The organism is Nostoc sp. 'Peltigera membranacea cyanobiont' 232, from assembly GCF_002245985.1.
In the GTDB taxonomy this organism is placed as follows: Bacteria; Cyanobacteriota; Cyanobacteriia; order Cyanobacteriales; family Nostocaceae; genus Nostoc.
The window spans coordinates 63291-84433 of record NZ_NOLK01000014.1; the positions used below are offsets into that span (position 1 = coordinate 63291).

12 protein-coding genes are annotated in these 21143 nt (G+C 42.1%); 10 read left to right on the forward strand and 2 right to left on the reverse strand.

Annotation, left to right across the window (positions count from 1 at the left end; genetic code table 11):
- Positions 1-59 precede the first annotated feature (59 nt).
- The 6 genes from CDG79_RS07195 to CDG79_RS07220 all read left to right on the forward strand — a co-directional run bounded on the left by CDG79_RS07195 (position 60) and on the right by CDG79_RS07220 (position 17258).
- Positions 60-5465: a type I polyketide synthase gene (locus tag CDG79_RS07195; RefSeq protein WP_094341529.1), complete on the forward strand. Its 5406-nt coding sequence runs from the start codon at positions 60-62 to the stop codon at positions 5463-5465.
- 144 nt (positions 5466-5609) lie between these two features.
- Positions 5610-7337, forward strand: a complete 1728-nt coding sequence (locus CDG79_RS07200; RefSeq protein ID WP_094341530.1) for an SDR family NAD(P)-dependent oxidoreductase — start codon at positions 5610-5612, stop codon at positions 7335-7337.
- 235 nt (positions 7338-7572) lie between these two features.
- Positions 7573-12324, forward strand: a complete 4752-nt coding sequence (locus CDG79_RS07205) for a PfaB family protein (RefSeq protein WP_094341531.1) — start codon at positions 7573-7575, stop codon at positions 12322-12324.
- A 248-nt stretch (positions 12325-12572) separates the two neighbouring features.
- Complete coding sequence (locus CDG79_RS07210; protein ID WP_094341532.1) at positions 12573-14249, forward strand: PfaD family polyunsaturated fatty acid/polyketide biosynthesis protein; 1677 nt, start codon at positions 12573-12575, stop codon at positions 14247-14249.
- A gap of 2 nt (positions 14250-14251) precedes the next feature.
- Positions 14252-15766: a thioester reductase domain-containing protein gene (locus CDG79_RS07215; protein ID WP_094341533.1), complete on the forward strand. Its 1515-nt coding sequence runs from the start codon at positions 14252-14254 to the stop codon at positions 15764-15766.
- Between the two features lie 688 nt (positions 15767-16454).
- Positions 16455-17258 (forward strand): SDR family NAD(P)-dependent oxidoreductase, encoded by an 804-nt coding sequence (locus tag CDG79_RS07220; protein ID WP_094341534.1) that lies wholly within the window; start codon positions 16455-16457, stop codon positions 17256-17258.
- A gap of 96 nt (positions 17259-17354) precedes the next feature.
- On the opposite strand, the gene hetI is transcribed toward CDG79_RS07220, so the two are convergent.
- Entirely contained in the window at positions 17355-18062 is a 708-nt protein-coding gene (gene hetI / locus CDG79_RS07225) for a 4'-phosphopantetheinyl transferase HetI (RefSeq protein ID WP_094341535.1), read from the reverse strand.
- A gap of 132 nt (positions 18063-18194) precedes the next feature.
- Between hetI and CDG79_RS07230 the strand changes: the two genes are divergently transcribed.
- The 3 genes from CDG79_RS07230 to CDG79_RS43485 are packed head-to-tail and all read left to right on the forward strand — an operon-like array spanning position 18195 to position 18796.
- Positions 18195-18440, forward strand: coding sequence for a DUF433 domain-containing protein (locus CDG79_RS07230; protein ID WP_094341536.1), 246 nt, complete (start codon positions 18195-18197; stop codon positions 18438-18440).
- Positions 18437-18577 (forward strand): DUF5615 family PIN-like protein, encoded by a 141-nt coding sequence (locus tag CDG79_RS43480; RefSeq protein ID WP_223278046.1) that lies wholly within the window; start codon positions 18437-18439, stop codon positions 18575-18577. Before CDG79_RS07230 ends, CDG79_RS43480 begins: the two co-directional genes overlap by 4 nt.
- Positions 18578-18634: 57 nt before the next feature.
- The gene (locus CDG79_RS43485; protein ID WP_223278047.1) at positions 18635-18796 is read left to right on the forward strand and encodes a hypothetical protein; all 162 of its coding nucleotides are present in this window, start codon (positions 18635-18637) and stop codon (positions 18794-18796) included.
- Between the two features lie 89 nt (positions 18797-18885).
- On the opposite strand, the gene CDG79_RS07240 is transcribed toward CDG79_RS43485, so the two are convergent.
- Positions 18886-19950, reverse strand: coding sequence for a YheT family hydrolase (locus CDG79_RS07240; protein ID WP_094341537.1), 1065 nt, complete (start codon positions 19948-19950; stop codon positions 18886-18888).
- A 157-nt stretch (positions 19951-20107) separates the two neighbouring features.
- Here CDG79_RS07240 and CDG79_RS07245 point away from each other — a divergent pair, with 157 nt between their 5' ends.
- Positions 20108-20851 carry a response regulator transcription factor gene (locus CDG79_RS07245; protein ID WP_094331110.1) on the forward strand — a complete coding sequence of 248 codons (744 nt, stop codon included), beginning with the start codon at positions 20108-20110 and terminating at the stop codon, positions 20849-20851.
- The last annotated feature ends 292 nt before the right edge of the window (positions 20852-21143 follow it).

Here is a 21143-nt window from a genome sequence, read left to right on the forward strand (position 1 = left end):
TTATTAGTAGGCAACAGAAATTACTGTAGCTACACAATCCACAGTACTCACTATGCCCTATGTCTGCTTATTCAATTGATACTGCCTTAGCAGAGTTAGAAAGCCTTATCAACAATTGCGAACAGGCTGTGATTAAGTCTATCGAGGGAAAAAAAATGAAGCCAGATAAATCAGTGTCAATCAACAGAATTAACAGACAATTACAACACAATCCTATCGCTATCGTTGGGATGGCTTCTCTATTACCTCAAGCCAGAAATTTACGGGAATACTGGCAAAATATTGTAAATAAAATTGACTGTATTACTGATGTTCCTTCCACACATTGGAGCGTCGAAGATTATTACGATCCTAATCCCAGAACTACTGAAGATAAAACCTACTGTAAAAGAGGCGGGTTTCTTCCAGAGGTAGATTTTAACCCGATGGAATTCGGCATTCCACCCAGCATTTTAGAAGTCACAGATGTATCGCAACTATTAAGTTTAGTGGTTGCGAAAGAGGCAATGGAAGATGCAGGTTATGGCGAAAAGCGTGAATTTAACCGCGAGATGGTTGGGGTAATCTTAGGCGTGGCGATGGCCAAGCAATTAGGAATGCCGCTTTCTGCGAGATTGGAATATCCGATTTGGGAAAAAGCACTCAAAAGCAGTGGTTTATCTGACGAAGATACGAAAAAAATCGTTGATAAAATCAAAAGCGCTTATGTGAAATGGGATGAGAACGCTTTCCCTGGAATGTTAGCTAACGTAGTTGCGGGGAGAATTGCCAATCGCCTAAATTTTGGCGGGATGAATTGCGTAGTTGATGCCGCTTGCGCTAGTTCTTTCGGTGCTTTAAAAATGGCAATTAGTGAGCTAGTTGAGCATCGTTCTGATATGATGCTAACTGGTGGTGTTGATACCGATAACACTATCATGGCTTACATCTCCTTCAGCAAAACACCGGCTGTTTCTCCTAGTGAAAATGTCAAACCTTTCGATGCTAAATCTGATGGGATGATGCTGGGTGAAGGTATTGGGATGATTGTCCTGAAACGATTAGAAGATGCTGAACGCGACAACGATAAAATATATGCCGTAATTAAAGGTATTGGTACTTCCAGCGATGGGCGTTATAAGAGCATTTATGCTCCCCGCAAAGAAGGCCAAGTTAAAGCCTTAGAACGCGCTTACGAAGATGCTGGCTTCTCTCCCGCTACTGTTGGTTTGATGGAAGCACATGGCACCGGTACAATGGCTGGAGATCCGACAGAATTCGGTTCTTTAAAAGACTTCTTTGATGTGCATGATTCTAAAAAGCAGCACATCGCTTTGGGTAGTGTGAAATCACAAATTGGACACACAAAAGCGGCTGCGGGTGCGGCGAGTTTGATTAAAACTGCTTTGGCTTTACATCACAAAGTATTACCGCCGACAATTAATATTACCGAGCCAAATCCCAAACTCAACATTAAAAATTCGTCATTCTATCTAAATACTGAAACTAGACCTTGGATTCGTCCAGAAGGGGAAGCGCCAAGACGCGCGGGTGTAAGTTCTTTCGGATTTGGTGGGACTAACTATCACGTTGTTTTGGAAGAATATGAAGCCGACCAAAACGCCGCTTACCGCTTACATAGTGGTGCTAGTGAAGTGCTGTTGTTTGCTCCTACGGTAGACCAATTGTTGACCAAATCTGAAGAGATTTTGGGTAAGTTGCGTTCACGAAGTGACTCCGCAGGAGTATCGCCTGAAGCAAACATACATTACGCACAATTAGTCAAGGAATGCAAATCGCCACAAATTCCCCTCTCTGCTGCCAGATTTGGGTTTGTAGCTGAAAATCTGGAAGAAGCTTGCAAGTTGCTGCAAACTAGCATTGAGTGGCTGAAACACAAAGGAACAGCAGCATCTTGGGAGCATCCCCAAGGGATTTATTACCGTTCCTCTGGTATGGAGTTGGGCGGAAAAGTTGTCTCTCTCTTTTCTGGTCAAGGTTCGCAATACTTGGAGATGGGACGCGAACTGGTAATGAATTTCCCTTTGATGCGCCGTCTGCATGGCTATATGGATAGCCTGTTAATCAAAGATAATTTGCAGCCGCTATCAGAAATCGTTTTCCCTCATCCTGTGTTTGAGGAAGCAGAAAAAAATGTCCAAATTGCTGCCTTACAACGCACAGAATACGCTCAACCAGCTATTGGGGTGTTGAGTGCAGGGATGTACAGCATACTGCAACAAGCTGGGTTCAAGTCAGATTTTGTTGCTGGTCATAGCTTCGGTGAACTCACAGCGCTATGGGCTGCGGGCGTTTTGAGTACGGAAGATTACTTGTTCTTAGTGAAAGCTAGGGGTCAAGCAATGGCTGCACCCGAAGACCCGGATCATGATGCGGGTAGTATGCTGGCTGTTAAAGAAGATATCAGCAAAGTGGAAGCTGTGTTGAGACATTTTCCGCAAGTTGCGATCGCTAATCAAAATTCCCCAACTCAATTTGTCTTGGCTGGCCCCACCGCAGAAATAGCGAGAATCAAAGAGGCTTTACACGAGAAAGGATATACAGCTGTATTGCTACCTGTTTCAGCAGCGTTCCATACACCGCTAATCGCCTTTGCTCAGAAATCATTTGCGATCGCCACCAAGTCTGTCAAATTCCAAAGTCCCAAAATCCCTGTTTACAGCAACGTTACCAGTAAGCAGTATCCCAAAGAAGCCCAAGGTATTCAAAAGATTCTGGAAACGCACCTTTCCAACTCAGTACTGTTTAAGCAGGAAATTGAAAATATCTATGCAGCCGGTGGTACTTGCTTTGTGGAATTTGGGCCGAGAAGAATTCTCACCAACTTAGTCAAAGATATCCTTGGCGATCGCCCCCATATTACCGTATCTTTGAACCCTAGCACTCAAAAGAATAGCGATCGCTCTTTGCGAGAAGCAGTTGTGCAGTTGCGAGTAATTGGTCTGGCTTTGAATAACCTCGATCCTTACCAACTTCCCCAAACTATCCCCCCAATTGAGACGAAGAAGACATTAAATGTCCGTTTGAACGGCATCAATTATAGATCCGAAAAAACGAAAAATGCCTTCGCTCTAGCTTTGCAGGATGGTCATAAAGTCACATTACCCACCCCCGAATATTCTGAAACTGCGGCTCCTTTATTTAGCAGCCCAGGTGTAACTCCAACTCTCGCAGCGATCGAGACTAACGGACATAAAAAACTTACTCCAGTAATGAACGGTGTGACTGCTAATATCATCACCCAGCCAGAGCAACAGATGAATCCTGTTACCCTGTCACAACCAGTCCAGGAATCTAAGATGCAACCAACACCAGAAAAGCTGACAAATTACGAACAACTTTTAGCAAGTTTAGAATATCTCCTGACACAGTTCCAGGAAAATCAAGCCGAGAATTTACAAGTTCACGGTACTTATCTCAACCATCAAATGGAATACGCCAAAGCATTTTTCCAACTGATGCAACAGCAGAATTCCTTGTTGAGTGAAAGTAAATCAACAGCCGAAACTGCCAAAATGAAGCTAGTTGTCATGGAAAGCTTAGAGCGCAGCATGATGCAGTTTCACTCCCAACAAGGTGAAACTCTACGCATCCATGAACAATATCTTCAAGAGCAACTGGAATATACTAAGAGCTTTTTCCAACTCATCCAGCAAGAGTATTCTCAAATCATCTCAGGTGAGGGTGCAACTCAACTCACAGAGAAACTAAGCGATGCGGTACGCCATCATTTCACAGCAGAAACAACTGTTACTGATGCACCTACCAAGATAGTAGAAAGCCAACCTTTGCCGATAGCCGAGCCTGTAGCTGTTACCCAAGCACCCCTCCCGGCTGTTGTAGAGCCTGTAGTTGAAACTCATGTATCCCCAGAGACGCGATCAATCGCATCTCTACTTCCGACTCCGCACTTCGCCACTGTCGAAACAGTAGAGCCACCTGTCACAGTAGTAGAACCCCAAGCTGAGGTGGTAGTCAAAATTAGCTCACCTCCAGTCAACGAAGTTGTTGCATTCACTCCAGAACCAGCATCTGTATCTAATGCAACCATCGATATTGTTGACTTGGATAAAAACCTCTTAGCCATCACCAGCGACAAGACCGGCTACCCAGTCGAGATGCTGGAAATGGACATGGACATGGAAGCCGATTTAGGAATTGACTCCATCAAACGGGTAGAAATCTTAGGGGCGCTACAAGAAATGTACCCTAACCTACCCAAGCCCAATTTAGAAGAACTGTCAGAAAAACGCACCATCGGTCAAGTTGTAGAGTATCTGCAATCCCACGCTTCCAAAAGTGTTTCTGTAGAAATTGCAATTCATGAAGTACCACAAGCAACTGAGATTGCAGTAGAAGTTGCACCAGTAGTTGAAGTAGTCATTGCACCGGAACCAAGCGTAGTTATCGCATTCACCCCAGAACCAGAACCCGCTACAAGTGATGAATTTGCAAACTTAGGTGAAACCCTGTTAGCCATCACCAGCGATAAAACCGGCTATCCAGTGGAGATGCTGGAACTGGAAATGGACATGGAGGCTGATTTAGGGATTGACTCGATTAAACGGGTAGAAATTTTAGGGGCGATGCAAGAAACATACCCCAACTTACCCAAGCCAAATATCGAAGAACTCGGCGATCTCCGCACCATCGGTCAAATAGTCGATTACCTACAGCAGTTGGCTGGAGGTGAAAAAAAAAAGTCTGAACCTGAGTTTGTCCAACAGCAGCCACCGGAATTAGAGCATAATATCCAGCGCCATCTCGTCAAACTCAGAAGTTTACCACAGCCCGATTATTTGGATTTCAAGTTACCAGAGGGACACATCGGTTTAATTACTGATGATGGTTCCCTCACCACTTATAAATTAACTGAATCCCTAATCGAGAAAGGCTGGAAAGTAGTAGTTATCAGCTTCCCCCAATCGCTCATCGCCCAACAAGCGCCCTTACCCACAGGAGTAACCCGCGTCACCTTAGCAAACTTGAGTGAAGAACATCTTCAACAACAACTACAAGCGATCGCATCTCACTGTGGAGCGATCGGGGCCTTCATCCATCTCCATCCAATGTTTGTAGGAAATCACACCGGAAGTATTTCTTATAACGAATCAGAAAAGGCGATCGTCAAGCACGTATTTTTGATGGCGAAACACCTGAAATCTTCCCTCAACGAAGCTGCAAAGCATGGACGTAGTTGCTTCTGCACAGTTGCTCACCTTGATGGAGCCTTCGGTTTAGAATATAAAGTCAACTTCGGTGCGATCGGCGCTGGTTTATTTGGATTAACCAAAACTCTGAGATGGGAATGGCCAAAAGTTTTTACCCGTGCGATCGATCTAAGCCCCAGACTTGACGCTAAACAATCAGTACAAAACATCATCGCCGAACTTCACGACCCCAACCTTTATATCAGTGAAGTTGGCTACGGTTCACAAGGACGAGTCACCATTATCGCCGATTAATCTCCTCCCTCTGCGCTCTCTGCGTCTCTGTGGTTCGTTTAAAAAAACCGCAGAGGCGCAGAGGACACAGAGAAAAAGATAGAAAACAACTTGTCTTAATTACGAATTACGAATTACGAATTACGAATTAATATCAGAGGATTTATGACACAAACAGCCCAGCTTAGTCCATCATCTGTCTTTGTCGTGAGCGGCGGTGCAAAAGGGATTACGGCTGAGTGTACTATCAGATTAGCCCAACAGCAACCCTGCAAATTCATCCTCCTCGGTCGCTCCGAACTATTAGAAACCGAGCCAGATTATGCTCAAAATTCTGATGAATCAGCATTGAAAAAATGCATCATGGAAAATCTTCTTTCCCAAGGAGAGAAGCCGACACCCATGAATGTGCAAAAAATATATAACAAAATTACCTCTAGCCGTGAAATTAAAAAGACTCTAGCAGCAATTGAAAAAACCGGAGCTAAAGCAGAATATATCAGCGTCGATGTTACAGACACGACAGCTTTACAAGAAAAACTTGCCACTGCTGTACAACATCTCGGCCCAATTACCGGAATCATCCACGGCGCGGGAAACTTAGCTGATAAGTTAATTGAAAAGAAAACAGAAGAGGATTTTGAAAAAGTTTACACCGCCAAAGTTCAAGGCTTAGAGAACCTCCTGGCTTGCGTTAATCCTAATCAACTTCAGCATTTAGTTTTGTTTTCTTCCGTAACAGGATTTTACGGAAATCCTGGACAATCTGATTATGCGATCGCAAATGAAATTCTGAACAAATCAGCCCATATTTTCAAGCAACAATATCCCTCATGTCACGTAGTCGCTATCAACTGGGGGGCTTGGGATAGTGGAATGGTGACAGCAGAATTAAAGAAAATTTTTCAAGAGCGAAAAATTGATATAATTCCCATTGCAGTTGGGGCACAAATGCTCGTTAAAGAAATGGATAATACCAATCATGCAACCGCACAAGTTGTTATTGGTAGTCCACTCGTTCCAATGGCGGCGGAGTTAGATTCAGAACTACGAACCTATCGTATCCGTCGCCAAATGACATTGGAGGCTAATCCATTTTTACACGATCATACGATTGCTGGTTCTCCAGTTTTACCAGCAACTTGTGCAATGACCTGGATTATCAACGCCTGTGAACAATTATATCCCGGTTATAGATTGTTTTATTACCAAGATTTTAAGGTTTTAAAGGGGATTACTTTCAATGAAACATTAGCGAAGGAACACATTTTAGAAATAGAAGAAATTGCTAAAGTTAATCTTGAAAGAATCGAACTTAAAGCCAAGATTTCAAGTAAAAACCCTGAAGGTAGAATCCATTTTCACTTTAGCGCTCAACTCAATCTCCAGCGAGAAATCCCAGTTGCACCCATCTATGAATCTCTCAATCTCGAACCAGATAATATCATCACCGCCACAGGAAAAGCTTTTTACCAAAATGGTGGGGCTACATTATTTCACGGCCCCGGTTTTCAAGAAGTTAAGAGAGTTTTAAACATCACTCCTGAAAAAATCACAACAGAATGTCTTTGGCCAGAACTCACCGCACAAGAACAAGGACAATTCCCTGTCCAATGGGTTAATCCTTATACAACTGATTTGAGTATGCACGCCTTATGGATTTGGACACAACACTTTCATGAAGAAGGTTGTTTACCTGGAAAAGTAGAAAAATTTGAACAATTTGCGATGATACCACATAACGAAACATTTTTCGTTTCTTGTGAAGTATTAGCCAAGACACCGAGTAGTGCGATCGCAAACTTCATCATACACGATCGCCAAGGTAAAATATACTCACGAATGCTAGGCGCTCATGCCATTATTTGGTCAATGAAAATGCTCAGAAGCTAGTAATCTTCTTGACTTTTAACGTCATGTGGAAAAGCTAACGCGAAACCTAACCCCCCAGCCCCCTTCCCTACGTTCGCGTAGCGGCACGAAGTGCGGGAAGGGGGAGAATTCAAAGCCTCTCCCCTTTTAGGGGAGAGGTTTGGAGAGAGGTTTCTATTTTCAAGTTTGGGGAACAGCGTAAATCCTGCCTTTTAATTATCTCCTGCTAAATACCCAAACTCGGAGCATATAAATCGTGGAAAAAATAGCCATCATCGCATTATCATGCCTATTCCCCGATGCTAAAAATCCTGAAGAATACTGGCAAAATATCGTTAATCAAAAAGATTCCACATCCTCTGCAACCGTCGAAGAAATCGGAGTAGATCCGACAATCTTTCACAATCCAGTTAAAGGTACACCAGACAAAACCTATTCCCTCAAAGGCGGATACATCCGCGACTTCCAGTTTAACCCCTCCGAGTACAATCTACCATCAGAATTTGTTGCTGGTTTAGATAACACCTTCAAATGGTCATTGTATGCCGCTAAACAAGCAATTCTAAACAGTGGTTATTGGGGTAATCAAAATGTTCTGGCAAAATGTGGCGTAATTTTAGGTAATTTGTCATTCCCGACAAAATTATCTAATCAATTATTCTCTCCAATTTACCAGCAAGCTATTAACCCTGCAGTTAGAGAACTTTTGCAGGATGAAGATTTTGATTTAGCTGCTTTACCAAGTGCTACTAAAGCCTCTTTATACAATGCGATGATATCTGGTTTACCAGCATCTATCATTGCTCAAGCACTATCTCTATCTCAGATTAATTTATGTCTGGATGCTGCTTGTTCGTCATCATTTTATGCCATTAAACTAGCATCACATTACTTATGGTCACACAAAGCTGATGTCATGTTAGCTGGAGCCATCAGTTGTGCAGATTCCCTATTCGTGCGGATGTTATTTTCCGGCGTTCAAGGGTATGCAGAAAACGGCATCAGCCGCCCATTAGATAAATCCTCAAGAGGGCTAATTCCCGCCGATGGTGTTGGGATGGTGATGCTGAAAAGATATTGTGATGCCGTTAGAGATGGTGATAATATTCTCGCCACCATCTGCGGTAATGGACTCTCGAATGATGGCAAGGGTAAGCATTTATTGAGTCCTAATCCTAAAGGACAAATCTTAGCTTTTGAACGAGCCTATAATGAGGCGAATTTTAGTCCCAAAAGCATCGATTATCTAGAGTGTCATGCCACCGGCACATTACTAGGAGATACAACCGAATTCAACTCTATAGAAACATTCTTTGGTCAAAATCAAGCTGCGCCTCTGGTGGGTTCTGCTAAGGCAAATACTGGTCACTTGCTAACTGCTGCTGGCATGGTTGGCTTGACTAAAGTGATTTTGAGTATGTCTCATGGTGTAATTCCAGCAACCATGAATGTTTCGGAACCTTTAACGTCAGAAAAAGGTACAATTTCCGCCGACAAGATTGTTAGAACAGCTACGACATGGCCGAATAATAACACACCAATTAAACGGGCTGCTATTAGCGCTTTCGGTTTTGGCGGTACTAATTCTCATCTGATTTTAGAACAAGGAAATACAACACAATCAGTTGAACCAACTCCACCTGTTCCACCTACCAAAATTGCCATTGTCGGCATGGATGCCTTTTTTGGTAACTGTAATGGCTTAGATGCTTTTGAACGCAGCATTTATGATGGAACCCAGCATTTTACTTCTCTACCGCCTCAAAGATGGCATGGGATAGAAAATCAAGAAAATGTCCTGAAAGAGTACGGTTTAGCAGACGGGAAAGCACCAGTAGGGGCATATATCAAGGATTTTGAAATCGATACTTTATCGTGCAAAATCCCACCAAATGAAATCGAAAAGTTAAACCCACAACAATTATTGCTCCTGAAGGTTAGCGATCGCGCCGTAAAAGATGCGAAACTACAGGAGGGTAGCAATGTAGCGGTTATAGTCGCCGCCGAGACAGAATTCTCTGTACATCAGCTACAGCAAAGATGGAATTTATCTTGGCAAGTTAAGGATGGCTTACTCAACCAAGGAATTTCTCTACCTGCTGAACAGCTTTCCCAACTGGAAACTATTGTCAAAGACAGCATTCACCAACCAGTAGAAATCGGCGAATATGTAAGTCACATCGCCAACATCATGGCCAGCCGGATTTCTGCTTTGTGGAACTTCACTGGCCCTGCATTCACCGTCAGCGCTGGCGAAAATTCTGCCCTCAAAGCGTTGGAAATTGCCCAAATGCTACTCGCTACAGGGGAAGTTGATGCAGTGGTTGTTGGTGCAGTAGATTTAGCAGGTGGTGTAGAAAACGTCTTGTTCCGCAGCCAATTTGCACCAATTAATACGGGTGTTAATACATTGGGTTATGACCAGCAAGCTAATGGCTGGACAGTTGGCGAAGGTGCGGGTGCTGTTGTCCTCAAGCGCTACGAAGCTGCGAAACAAGATAACGAACGCATCTATGCAGTAATTGATGCTATGAGTTTCGCACAAGGTAATTCTACTTTGAGTGACGCTCTGGTAAAACCTGATGCTTCAGCTATCAGTGATGTCTGCAAACAAGCTTTCGAGATGGCAGAGATTCAACCCACAGAGGTTAACTATGTAGAAGTCTTTGGTAGTGGCGTTCCCCAAGAGGATGAAGCCGAAATCACAGGTTTACTGCAAGCTTATCCGAAAGTGGGCAATGGTCTGCATTGTGCATTGGGCAGCGTTAAAGCCAATATCGGCCACACCTATACAGCATCGGGAATTGCTAGCTTAATCAAAACCGCTCTCTGTCTTTATTACAGGTATATTCCCGCCACCCCCAAATGGTCTGGTGTCAAAACACCGCAAGTATGGGAAGGTAGTCCCTTCTATGTGGCGATGGAATCAAGACCTTGGTTTGTCGATAAAGGCGGCACACGCAGAATCGCAGCAATTAATAGCATGGGTATAGATGGCAGTTACGCCCATTTAATCTTATCGGAGGAACCCAGCCAAGAGGAGCGCGATAACAGATATTTGCAACAAATGCCTTTTCATCTGTTTCCGATCGCAGTTAGCGATCGCACCACTATCCCGAATCTTCTCAACAATCTCCAAAATACCATAGAAGCGAGTTCTTCTTTATCAGCTACCGCCAGCGAGACATTTGCTACTTTTCAACAGCATTCTAATGCAAAATACGTCTTATCAATTACAGGACGTAACACAAAAGATTTACTCAAGGAAATTGAATCTGCCCGCAAAGGTGTAAATAATGCCTTTGAAAATGGCACAGATTGGCAAACACCTTTAGGTAGTTATTTCACAGCTAAACCATTGGGTAAAACTGGAGCAGTTGCTTATGTTTACCCCGCAGCCGTCAATTCTTATATTGGCATTGGTCGTAGTGTCTTCCGTTTATTTCCGAAAGTCTTCGAGGATTTAAAAAGTAACAATCTCTACAATCGGGCTGCCGATGTTGAAAAGTTGGTTTATCCCAGAAGCTTACCAAAATTGACAACCAGGCAACTAGAAACTCTCGAAAAGCAATTGTTAGATGATTCACTGGCAATGTTTGAAAGTGAAATCGCCTTTGCTAGATACATGACAGCAATTTTCCGAGATGATTTTCAAGTCAAGCCGCAATCTGTATTTGGGTATAGCTTGGGTGAAACTAGTATGATGGTTGCCCAAGGGGTTTGGAGTGATTTTGAGGGCGGAAGCAACACCTTAAATTCATCACCTCTATTTGGCGATAAGTTATCTGGGCCAAAAAATGCTGTGCGTGAATATTGGGGATTAACAAATTCACCAAACAACAATTTTTGGAATACCTATGTTCTCATGGCGACTCCATCGCAAGTTAGAGAATGCCTGAAACAAGAGAATCGCGTCTACTTAACTCAAATTAACACACCAGAAGAAGTATTGATTGCTGGTGAAGATGCAGCCTGTAAGCGAGTGATTGAAACTCTAGGTTGCAACGCCTTCCCCGCTCCCTTCGACCATGTGATACATTGTGAAGCGATGCGATCGCAGTACGAGGAAATCAAAAAGGTAAACACCTTACCATCCCAAAATCTGCCCGGTATTGTGTTTTATTCAGCCGCCGATTATCAACCAATTACACTTGATAGCGATACCATTGCCCACAACATTGCCAAAGGATTGTGCCAAGAACTTGATTTTCCACAATTAGTTAATCGTGTCTACGGTGATGGAGTCAAAATATTTATAGAAGCAGGCGCAGGTAATGTCTGTTCGCGATGGATTGATAAAATTCTCGGCAACCAAGAACATATCACAGTCTCTCTAAATCGTAGAGGAATGGATGACCATGCTGCAATGGTCAAAGCATTAGCAAAACTACTCAGTCATCAAGTGAACGTGGATTTATCACCGTTGTACAACAAAGCTCAAGGAACCGCTAATCAAAATAAAGCAACATTGAGAACAGTTACCTTGGGTGGAAAAGCAATTGCTGCTACAATTTTGAGCGATGAAAATCGCAAACTTGTTGAAGATTTTGCTGGGGATCTTAGGAGCGACCGCTTCAAAATACAGCATCCAAAGATACCTAATCTCCAACAATCTGAAATCACAGATTTTCTTAATACTTCCAACCAAATAACCCAAGAAGAAAATTACTCCCCTAACATCTTGCCTCAGCCAGAAGAAGTAAAACCGAAAAATATCATTGATAACGTTTTTGAACCGAGAGAACAATTACAATCTTCTGAGTCAAGCGCAATTGGGCAGCAAATTTCTCTTTCTTCGCCACCTGTCATCACTAAAAAAATTAGTAGCATCATCAGCATGTTCGATTTAAATAAGACACAGTATCAAAAGCTCAATGCTAATAATTCAAAGATAACTAAAGCACACACTGCCTTCTTACAAGCTAGACAAGATTATAGTCAGCAAATGAGCGAAATCATTCAATTGCAACTAGCTTGCGCCCAAAACTTGCTTAACGACGAATCTTGATAAATCATACCAATTCTCTCTCAACTTGCACCGACTAATTCTTAACTTATCTCTTCCTTTGCACCCTTTGCGTCCTTCTCTAACGAGACGCTGCACGAATGCGGTTCGTTTAATAATTATTAAGTGCATCTCCTAGAGAATTGGTATTACTCTCTTACTCTGTGCCCTCTGCGCCTCTGCGGTTCGTTAACAGAGTCTAAACCCTTCAACTTTATCATCCATTGTTTGTAATCCGAGGGATAACTGCCGTGACAACCGTAGATACGGTACTAAGTAAACACGATAATGGTCTTAATTTCTCCGCCTGGTCTTATAACAAAAACCAAGTTTGGAAAGGTTCATTAGAAACTGTATCTTTTGAAAAACAAACCATCAAAGATAAATTGATGGTGTTAAATAAACCCTGCTACATCGTGAAAGTTGCCGGAAAAATCGGTGTCACTAATGAGGGGTATTTATCCCCAGGTGATAATGGCACAACAGCACAAGTAGAACTGCTAACATTTGCAGCCCCAATCCGCATTCAACAATTTGGAGATCCGAATTTTCTCTCCTCTCATGGAGTCAAATATGCCTACGTTACCGGCGCAATGGCTGGCGGAATTGCTTCCGAAGAAATGGTCATTGCACTCGGAAAAGAGCAAATTTTGAGTTCTTTTGGTGCAGGTGGTTTAGCTCCAGAACGTTTGGAAGCAGCCATCAATCGCATTCAACAAGCTTTACCTCAAGGGCCTTATGCTTTTAATTTAATTCATAGTCCCAATGAACCAGCAATTGAACGCCGCGCCGTAGATTTATATCTCAAATATCAAGTGAGAACAGTAGAAGCATCTGCATTTCTCGACTTGACACCCAACATTGTTTATTACCGTGTTGCTGGATTGAGTTTAAATAACGCCAATCAAATTGAAATCAAGAATAAAGTCATTGCCAAAATTTCTCGCCGAGAAGTTGCGACTAAATTTCTACAACCAGCACCAGCCAGAATCCTCAAGGAACTTCTTCAACAAGGATTAATTACCGAGTTACAAGCAACCCTTGCAGCCAAAGTTCCGATGGCTGATGATATTACCGTCGAGGCTGATTCTGGAGGACATACAGATAACCGTCCCTTGGTTTGTGTGTTACCTTCTATTATTGCCTTGCGGGATGAAATTCAAGCCCAATATCATTACCAAACACCCATTAGAATTGGTGTAGCCGGAGGAATTGGGACACCACAATCTGCATTAGCAGCCTTTATGATGGGTGCTGCTTATGTAATGACCGGTTCCATCAATCAATCATGCGTTGAATCTGGGGCTTGTGAACATACCAAAAAGTTATTAGCCCAAGCAGAAATGGCTGATATGATAATGGCACCAGCAGCAGATATGTTTGAAATGGGAGTCAAGTTACAAGTTCTCAAACGGGGTACAATGTTCCCCATGCGAGCGCAGAAATTATTTGAACTCTATCGCGCTTATGATTCCATTGAAGAGATTCCTTTGGCAGAAAGAGAGAAATTAGAAAAACAAGTTTTTCGCAAAACTATTGCCGAAGTATGGGAAGGAACTGCGGCTTATTTATCCCAAAAGAATCCTGAGAAACTTGGGAAAGCAGTTAATAATCCTAAACTGAAAATGGCGTTGATTTTTCGCTGGTATCTAGGATTATCTTCTCGTTGGTCTAGTTCTGGTGAAAAAGGTAGAGAAGTCGATTATCAAATTTGGTGTGGCCCGGCAATGGGCGGTTTCAATGACTGGGTACGCGGTTCTTATTTGTCTGAACCAAATAATCGTGGTGTAGTTGATGTTGCCAATCAAATTATGACTGGTGCAGCCTTTTTGTATCGCGTCCAAAATTTGAAAATTCAAGGACTGCAAACTTCTGATTATTACAGTCAGTATCACCCTGTTCGTTCTACATCCTTGTTGGAGATTTAAAAATGACTATAAAACAGTCTTTCACAGCAGACGATATTCAAATATTTTTGGTATCTAACTTAGCTAAGTTGCTAGGAGTAGCAACTGATGAAATAGATGTCAAAGAACATTTAGAAAACTATGGTTTGGATTCAGCCCAAGCAATGATTCTAGTCAGTAACTTAGAAAAGTTGCTCGGATTTCAACCATCTCCGTTACTGCTGTGGCATTACCCAAATATTGAAGCTCTTTCACAGCGTTTAGCTGAAGAAGTGCAAGAAGGTTCGCCAGTTCAAGATACAAAGGTGATAGCATCTAATGCCAATGCTGCACCCTCCGTTCTAGATTTAGGTGCTGAGGCTGTTCTTGACCCCACAATCCATCCCGGTGCTGCATCTAATGTACTTGTGGGTGAACCCAAGAACATCTTTATAACTGGAGGAACAGGCTTTTTAGGAGCCTTTATCATCCGGGAATTGCTACAGGAAACTAATGCGGATATCTATTGTTTAGTGCGTGCCGCTAATGCCGAAGAAGGCAAAAGCAAACTGCAAAAAAATCTAGAACAATATGCAATTTGGCAGGAAGAATTTAACTCCAGAATTATTCCGATTGTCGGCGATTTATCTCTGCCATTGTTAGGTGTTAGCTCTGAACAGTTTCAAATTTTAGCTACCAATATTGATACTATTTATCATAGCGGTGCTTTGTTGAATTATGTTTTTCCATACTCAGCACTGAAAGCAGCCAATGTTTTAGGAACTCAAGAAGTTTTGAGATTGGCTTGTCAAGTTAAAGTCAAGCCTGTACATTACGTTTCTAGTGTGGCTGTTTTTGAATCCACAGCTTATGCTGGCAAAGTTGTTAAAGAACAGGATGAATTCAATCATTGGGAAGGTATTTATCTTGGTTATTCTCAAACAAAATGGGTAGCTGAAAAGTTAGTTAAAATTGCTCGTGACCGTGGACTTCCTGTAACTATCCACAGACCACCACTGATTTCTGGCGATAGCAAAACAGGCATTTGTAACACACATGACTTTATCAATCTGATGACCAAAGGCTGTCTACAAATGGGATATTTCCCTGATGTAGATTATATGTTGGATATGTCACCTGTGGACTATGTAAGTAAAGCGATCGTTTATCTGTCAAGACAGAAAGAATCTATAGGTAAAGCTTTCAATTTACAACATCCCCAACCTGCTGCGTTGAAAATGCTAGTTGAGTGGATACGCTCTTTTGGTTATTCAGTTGAAATGATTCCTTACGAAAAATGGCAATCTGAGTTAATCAATAATGTGACTTCTGCGGACAATCCTTTGTACACTCTGCGACCATTTTTGCTGGAACGCTGGTCTGATGAACAACTAACTATTCCTGATTTGTATTTACAAGCTAGAAGACCCCATATTAGCTGCCAAGATACTCTTCATGCATTGGCTGGTAGTTCTATTGCTTGTCCTCCAATTGATTCTCAATTGTTTATGACTTATACGGCCTACTTGATTCAAAGTGGTTTCTTGAATCTCGCTTAAGAATTCACGGCTTGTGTAGGATGTATTAGGCATATAAAATACGGTTCAGTTAAGGTTAGCACTCTTTGTCAAAGTCATTTTTTTAACGAACCGCAGAGGCGCAGAGGACACAGAGAGAAGAAAGAGAAGAAAAAATTGCTTAACTGAACCGTATTGGAACATAACGTACCATCCCGGATACTTTTGGTGCGTTAAGGAAGCCGTAACACACCCTACAAAATAATTTTGTTTAGTCTATGTTTTTTAGAACACAGTACTACTGAATAGCTAATATTTCAGATGCCAGCAACAACTGATACACCAACAGAGGCAAGATAATTGCCCTGTTTTTTTATGCTCAATAATGTAAATTTTTAGTATCCACCTCTTGACAGAAGCAATCGAGGATAGAATGGTTAGTGTCGGGCACAAAAGTTTGATTTTACCTACTGGCTTTTGATTACTCATAAAAACCAGCGCTAGCAGTTTGAAATAACCGAACTTATTTAATGCTCAACTTCTTAGATGCATAAATCCTAAGTTTGCGTTTGGATTGCTACATCTATCTAACGCATCACACAAGCATTTGAAAGGGTAATAACTTAAGACATTTATCGTCTGTTCAGGTATTACGCGCACTTCATTGTAGAACGAGAACCACTGTAAATGCAACGCAGCTTCATCAAGTTGAATTCACCAATATTCTTACATGAACACAACACATCAAGGTCGGAGCAAAAAAACTGCTCTTATTACTGGGGCAGCTGGTGGAATTGGGTACGAATTAGCATGTATTTTTGCTGCTCATGATTACAATCTGGTCTTAGTAGACAGAAATGGGTTAAAGCTTGTAGAAATTGCAGCTAAATTCCAAGAAAAATTTGGAAATTTTGTCAAAACTATTGTTAAGGATTTATCTATCTCAACAGCTCCTGAAGAAATTTTCACGGAGTTACAAAAAGCGGATATTAATGTTGATGTGCTGGTAAATAATGCTGGATTTGGTATACATGGATTATTTTACGAAACAGACCTAGCTACTGAATTGGAAATGCTACAGGTAAATTTGGTGTGTCTCACCCATTTAACCAAGCTATTCGTGAAGGGGATGGTAAAGCAAGGTGATGGTAAAATATTAAACGTCGCCTCGGCTGCGGCTTTTCAACCAGGGCCTTTGATGGCAGTTTATTTTGCTACTAAAGCCTATATCTTATCTTTTTCAGAAGCGATCGCTAATGAATTAGAAGGTACTGGTGTCACTGTGACAGTTCTTTGCCCAGGTTCAACAGAATCTGGCTTTCATGAGCGAACTGGGATGGCTGACTCTAAGTTACTCAAGGGCAAGAAGATGATGGATGCAAAAACAGTTGCCGAAATTGGTTTTCACGCCTTAATGAAGGGCAAAACCATTGTCATTCCTGGTTTTATGAATAAACTACTTGCAAAAAGCGTTAGATTTGTACCCAGAAATCTGGTGACAAAAATTGTGAGAAATATGCAGGAGGACAAATAAGTAGGTTGTCATTTGTCATTTGTCATTTGTCATTGGTCATTTAATAATGTTGGCAAAATCTCTTTTATTTCACCCAGGAGATGAGCTTAATCAACATTAATATTGCCAACACTTTATATGCCAGCCAAAATTCTCTACAGCAACAGCTGCAACATAATTGTTAGTAGGTACTAGTTCAAAAAGACTCCAGTCTTCAGATATCTGTAACTTGGCTGGTTCTGTGGGAGTGAGCGACACTTCAATTTGCTCTAACTGGGATAGTCCGTCTCCAGTTGCTTTTAAATAAGCTTCCTTACAAGTCCAGTAACGGAAAAATACCTCTTGCTGTTGGTTGGGAGATAGCGATCGCAACATATCATATTCTCTCGGTAAAAAGAACCGTTTGGCAAGAGCTTCCAGATCGGACATCGGGCGAATATATTCTAGGTCTACACCAATTGGACGGGTGCAATTCACCGCACACAAACCCAACCCTTGAGAATGAGACAAGTTAAACTCCAGTCCACTGTCAGCAAATGTATCTGCTAATACTGGTTTGCCACGCTGTTGATAATTAAACTGCACTTGTGACGGCTTAATACCCAAATAGCGACCTAATATAGTTCGCAGCATACCACGACCAGCAATGAAACGCTGTCGGTGTTCCTGAAAATAGAACCGTTCCGCACGAGATGTTTCGTCACTGGAAAGGGTTGCTGCTAAATTTTGCAGCTGTGGTTCTGGTTGGTCAAGGTTTATGCGCCAGACATGAATCTCATCTGGTAAAAAAGTTAAATCTGTCGGTGCAGGTAGCCAGAAATTCATGATAATTCGTAATTCGTAATATTTCGACTTCTCTACGAGACGCTACGCGTAGCTTGCTTCCACGAAGTGGTACGCTCAGTACAAGTTAGTTAAAATCTTAATTATTACCTTTGCTATCAAAAAATAGTGATTATGGAGTGGCAACAATACATTCATTCTGACCAAAAAATATTATTAGGTAAACCAACTGTAAAAGGTACGCGATTATCTGTTGAATTCATACTTGGTTTATTGGCTAACGGTTGGACGGTACAGCAAATTTTAGATAATTATCCAACTTTAACACCACAAGCTCTGCAAGCTATATTTGTATTTGTTGCTGAGTGTATGCGAGATGAATCTTTGTATATGTTACCGTTTTTATCTGAGTCAGCATGATGCGATTTTTAGCAAATGAAAATTTCCCGATGATGAGTGTGCTACGCCTGCGGGATGCTGATTATGATGTAGCTTATGGTAGCGAAGATGCTCCTGGTGCAGAAGATTCGCTAGTTTTGGAACGGGCTGTACGTTAAGAAAGAATTATCTTGACTTTTGACCGATATTATGGTTAATTAATTTATAGACTGCGGATGCCAGTGCCAAAGGGCGTGGTTTATTTTCGCTACTTTCCTGCAACACCGGAAACACCAGCACAGGATTTATTGCATTTGTTGAGCGTTGAAGGATTGGTTTTGGAAGGATATTTTACAGTTTTTGAGCGTACACAATTACGTCAGCGTCCGCTAGCTTAATATTGGTTTATTTGGAAATCCCCTACTCAGATAATCGCTAGCGTAAATACACATACCATTTTTACAAATCGGACTACCGGATCTTAAAATTACGAATTACGCTGTTGCTCTAACCATTGTAAAATCCGATTCCATGCCCACCAAGGATCGGAATCCTTTACTTGACGCTGGCAATTTTTACTACTCAAATAGCCAACATGACCGCCGTACTGAGTAAGTAACAAATCTATTGCGGAATTGCGATCGCAAGCTTCTTCTAATTCCGGTATGATAGCTGGGTCAAAAAGTGGGTCATCCGCCGCATATAAAATCAAAGTCGGTTTCGAGATTTGCGGCAATATTTGTAAAGCACTACTCGCTTGGTAATATGCTTCCACAGAAGAAAAACCTAATCGCTTAATTACCAGTTCATTATCAAAACCCCAAATACTATTCGCCCGTTCAATGGCTGCTGGGTCAAGGCTTCCAGGATGAGCATCATGGATTCGCCATGCCAGTTTCTTTAAATTTTGGGCAATTCCCGCTTCTAAATATCTGCCCAAGGGCTTTGTAACTAGATAAGATAGCGATCGCTCCGAATCCAAACTCGGACAAATCACCATACCACCGCCAATATCGCTATCTTCTAGTCCTAAATCTTCATTTTCCCTAATCACCTCACCAGCCACCTTCACCGCCCATAGCGCCAATTGTCCCCCTAAAGAAAACCCTGTAAACCAAAATTTTCCCGGACATCCCATTTCTTTAGCGGCGGCGGCGATGCGAACAAAATCTTCCCCCTCGTACAAACCATCAGAAGTTAGAGTCGGGGATAGTTCGGCGGTTTTGCCGTGGGCCCGCCAATCAAATAACACCACAGCGTATCCCTGAGCATAAGCTTTACGCCCTAGCACTCTCAAAAACCATTCCGTTTTTAATTCTCCAGTAATGCCATAAGTGCCGATAATCGTGCTATGAGCATTTTCCGGGATGGCAACCAAGCCAAAAATTGGCACACCTTGGCCACCAATAAAGATTTTCTCGTGATAAGACGGTTCTTGTAAGAGAATAGTACTTTTCCAGTGACGCTTTCCCCACAAAGCGGCGTATACAGTCATCATCACACCGTTTTGTAAAAACCAAGACGGATTGTAGGGGGGAGTATAACACATCATAGACTATAAGATTTCGTGTAATTGAGTCTTGATTTCATAGTCATTTAATCTTAATATTTATGTAAGATTTAAAAACTTTTTCATCATTGCTTCAAAAATCTTTGTATCTATCAAAGGTTGTTATTTATCCTTAATAAGTAGTAATAATTTTTTAAGAATGCCGAGGATTCTTGTCATAGACGATGACCCAGCGATTTCAGAACTAGTTGCCGTCAACTTGGAAATGGCTGGCTACGATGTTAGTCAAGCTGAAGACGGCATCAAAGGTCAAGCGCTGGCTCTCCAGCTACAGCCCGACTTGATTATGCTCGATTTAATGTTGCCCAGGGTAGATGGGTTTACCGTTTGCCAACGCCTGCGTCGCGACGATCGCACCTCTGAGATTCCTGTGTTAATGTTAACGGCTTTGAGCCAAACTCAGGACAAGGTGGAAGGCTTCAACGCTGGCGCAGATGACTACCTCACTAAACCTTTTGAAGTTGAAGAACTGCTGGCGCGGGTGCGGGCACTTTTGCGGCGGACTGACCGCATTCCCCAAGCAGCAAAGCATAGTGAGATTTTGAACTATGGTTCACTCACTCTCGTTCCCGAAAGATTTGAGGCAATATGGTTCAATGACACGGTGAAATTGACTCACTTGGAATTTGAGCTACTTCACTGCTTATTACAACGCCACGGTCAAACAGTTTCTCCCAGTGAAATCCTCAGAGAAGTTTGGGGCTACGATCCCGATGACGACATTGAAACGATTCGAGTCCATATTCGCCACTTGAGAACCAAGCTAGAACCAGATCCTCGCCACCCCCGTTATATCAAAACAGTGTATGGTGCTGGATACTGTCTGGAGTTACCAGGTATCCCTCCATCAAATGAAGGGGCTTCAGTAACAGTTGTTGAATGAAATCACGCTAAATTCCCTTAACTAAGCCATCACTTAGGCAAGAACTCTGCAAAATTCTTAATTCCTTACCGTTTAGTTAAGGTTATTGCTGAGGTGTGTAGAGACGTTGCAATGCAGCGTCTCTTGAGAGACATAGTAAGGAATGTGGATTAAATAAAATGCAAAAGTAGGGTGTGTTAGCGGAGCGTAACGCACCATTCCAAGTTAAATAAGAATTGCACGTTATTAAATTTGCGTTCCTAAGCGATCGCCTTTTGAAGTTACAGAGGGGCGATCGCTGCTAAAATTTGAA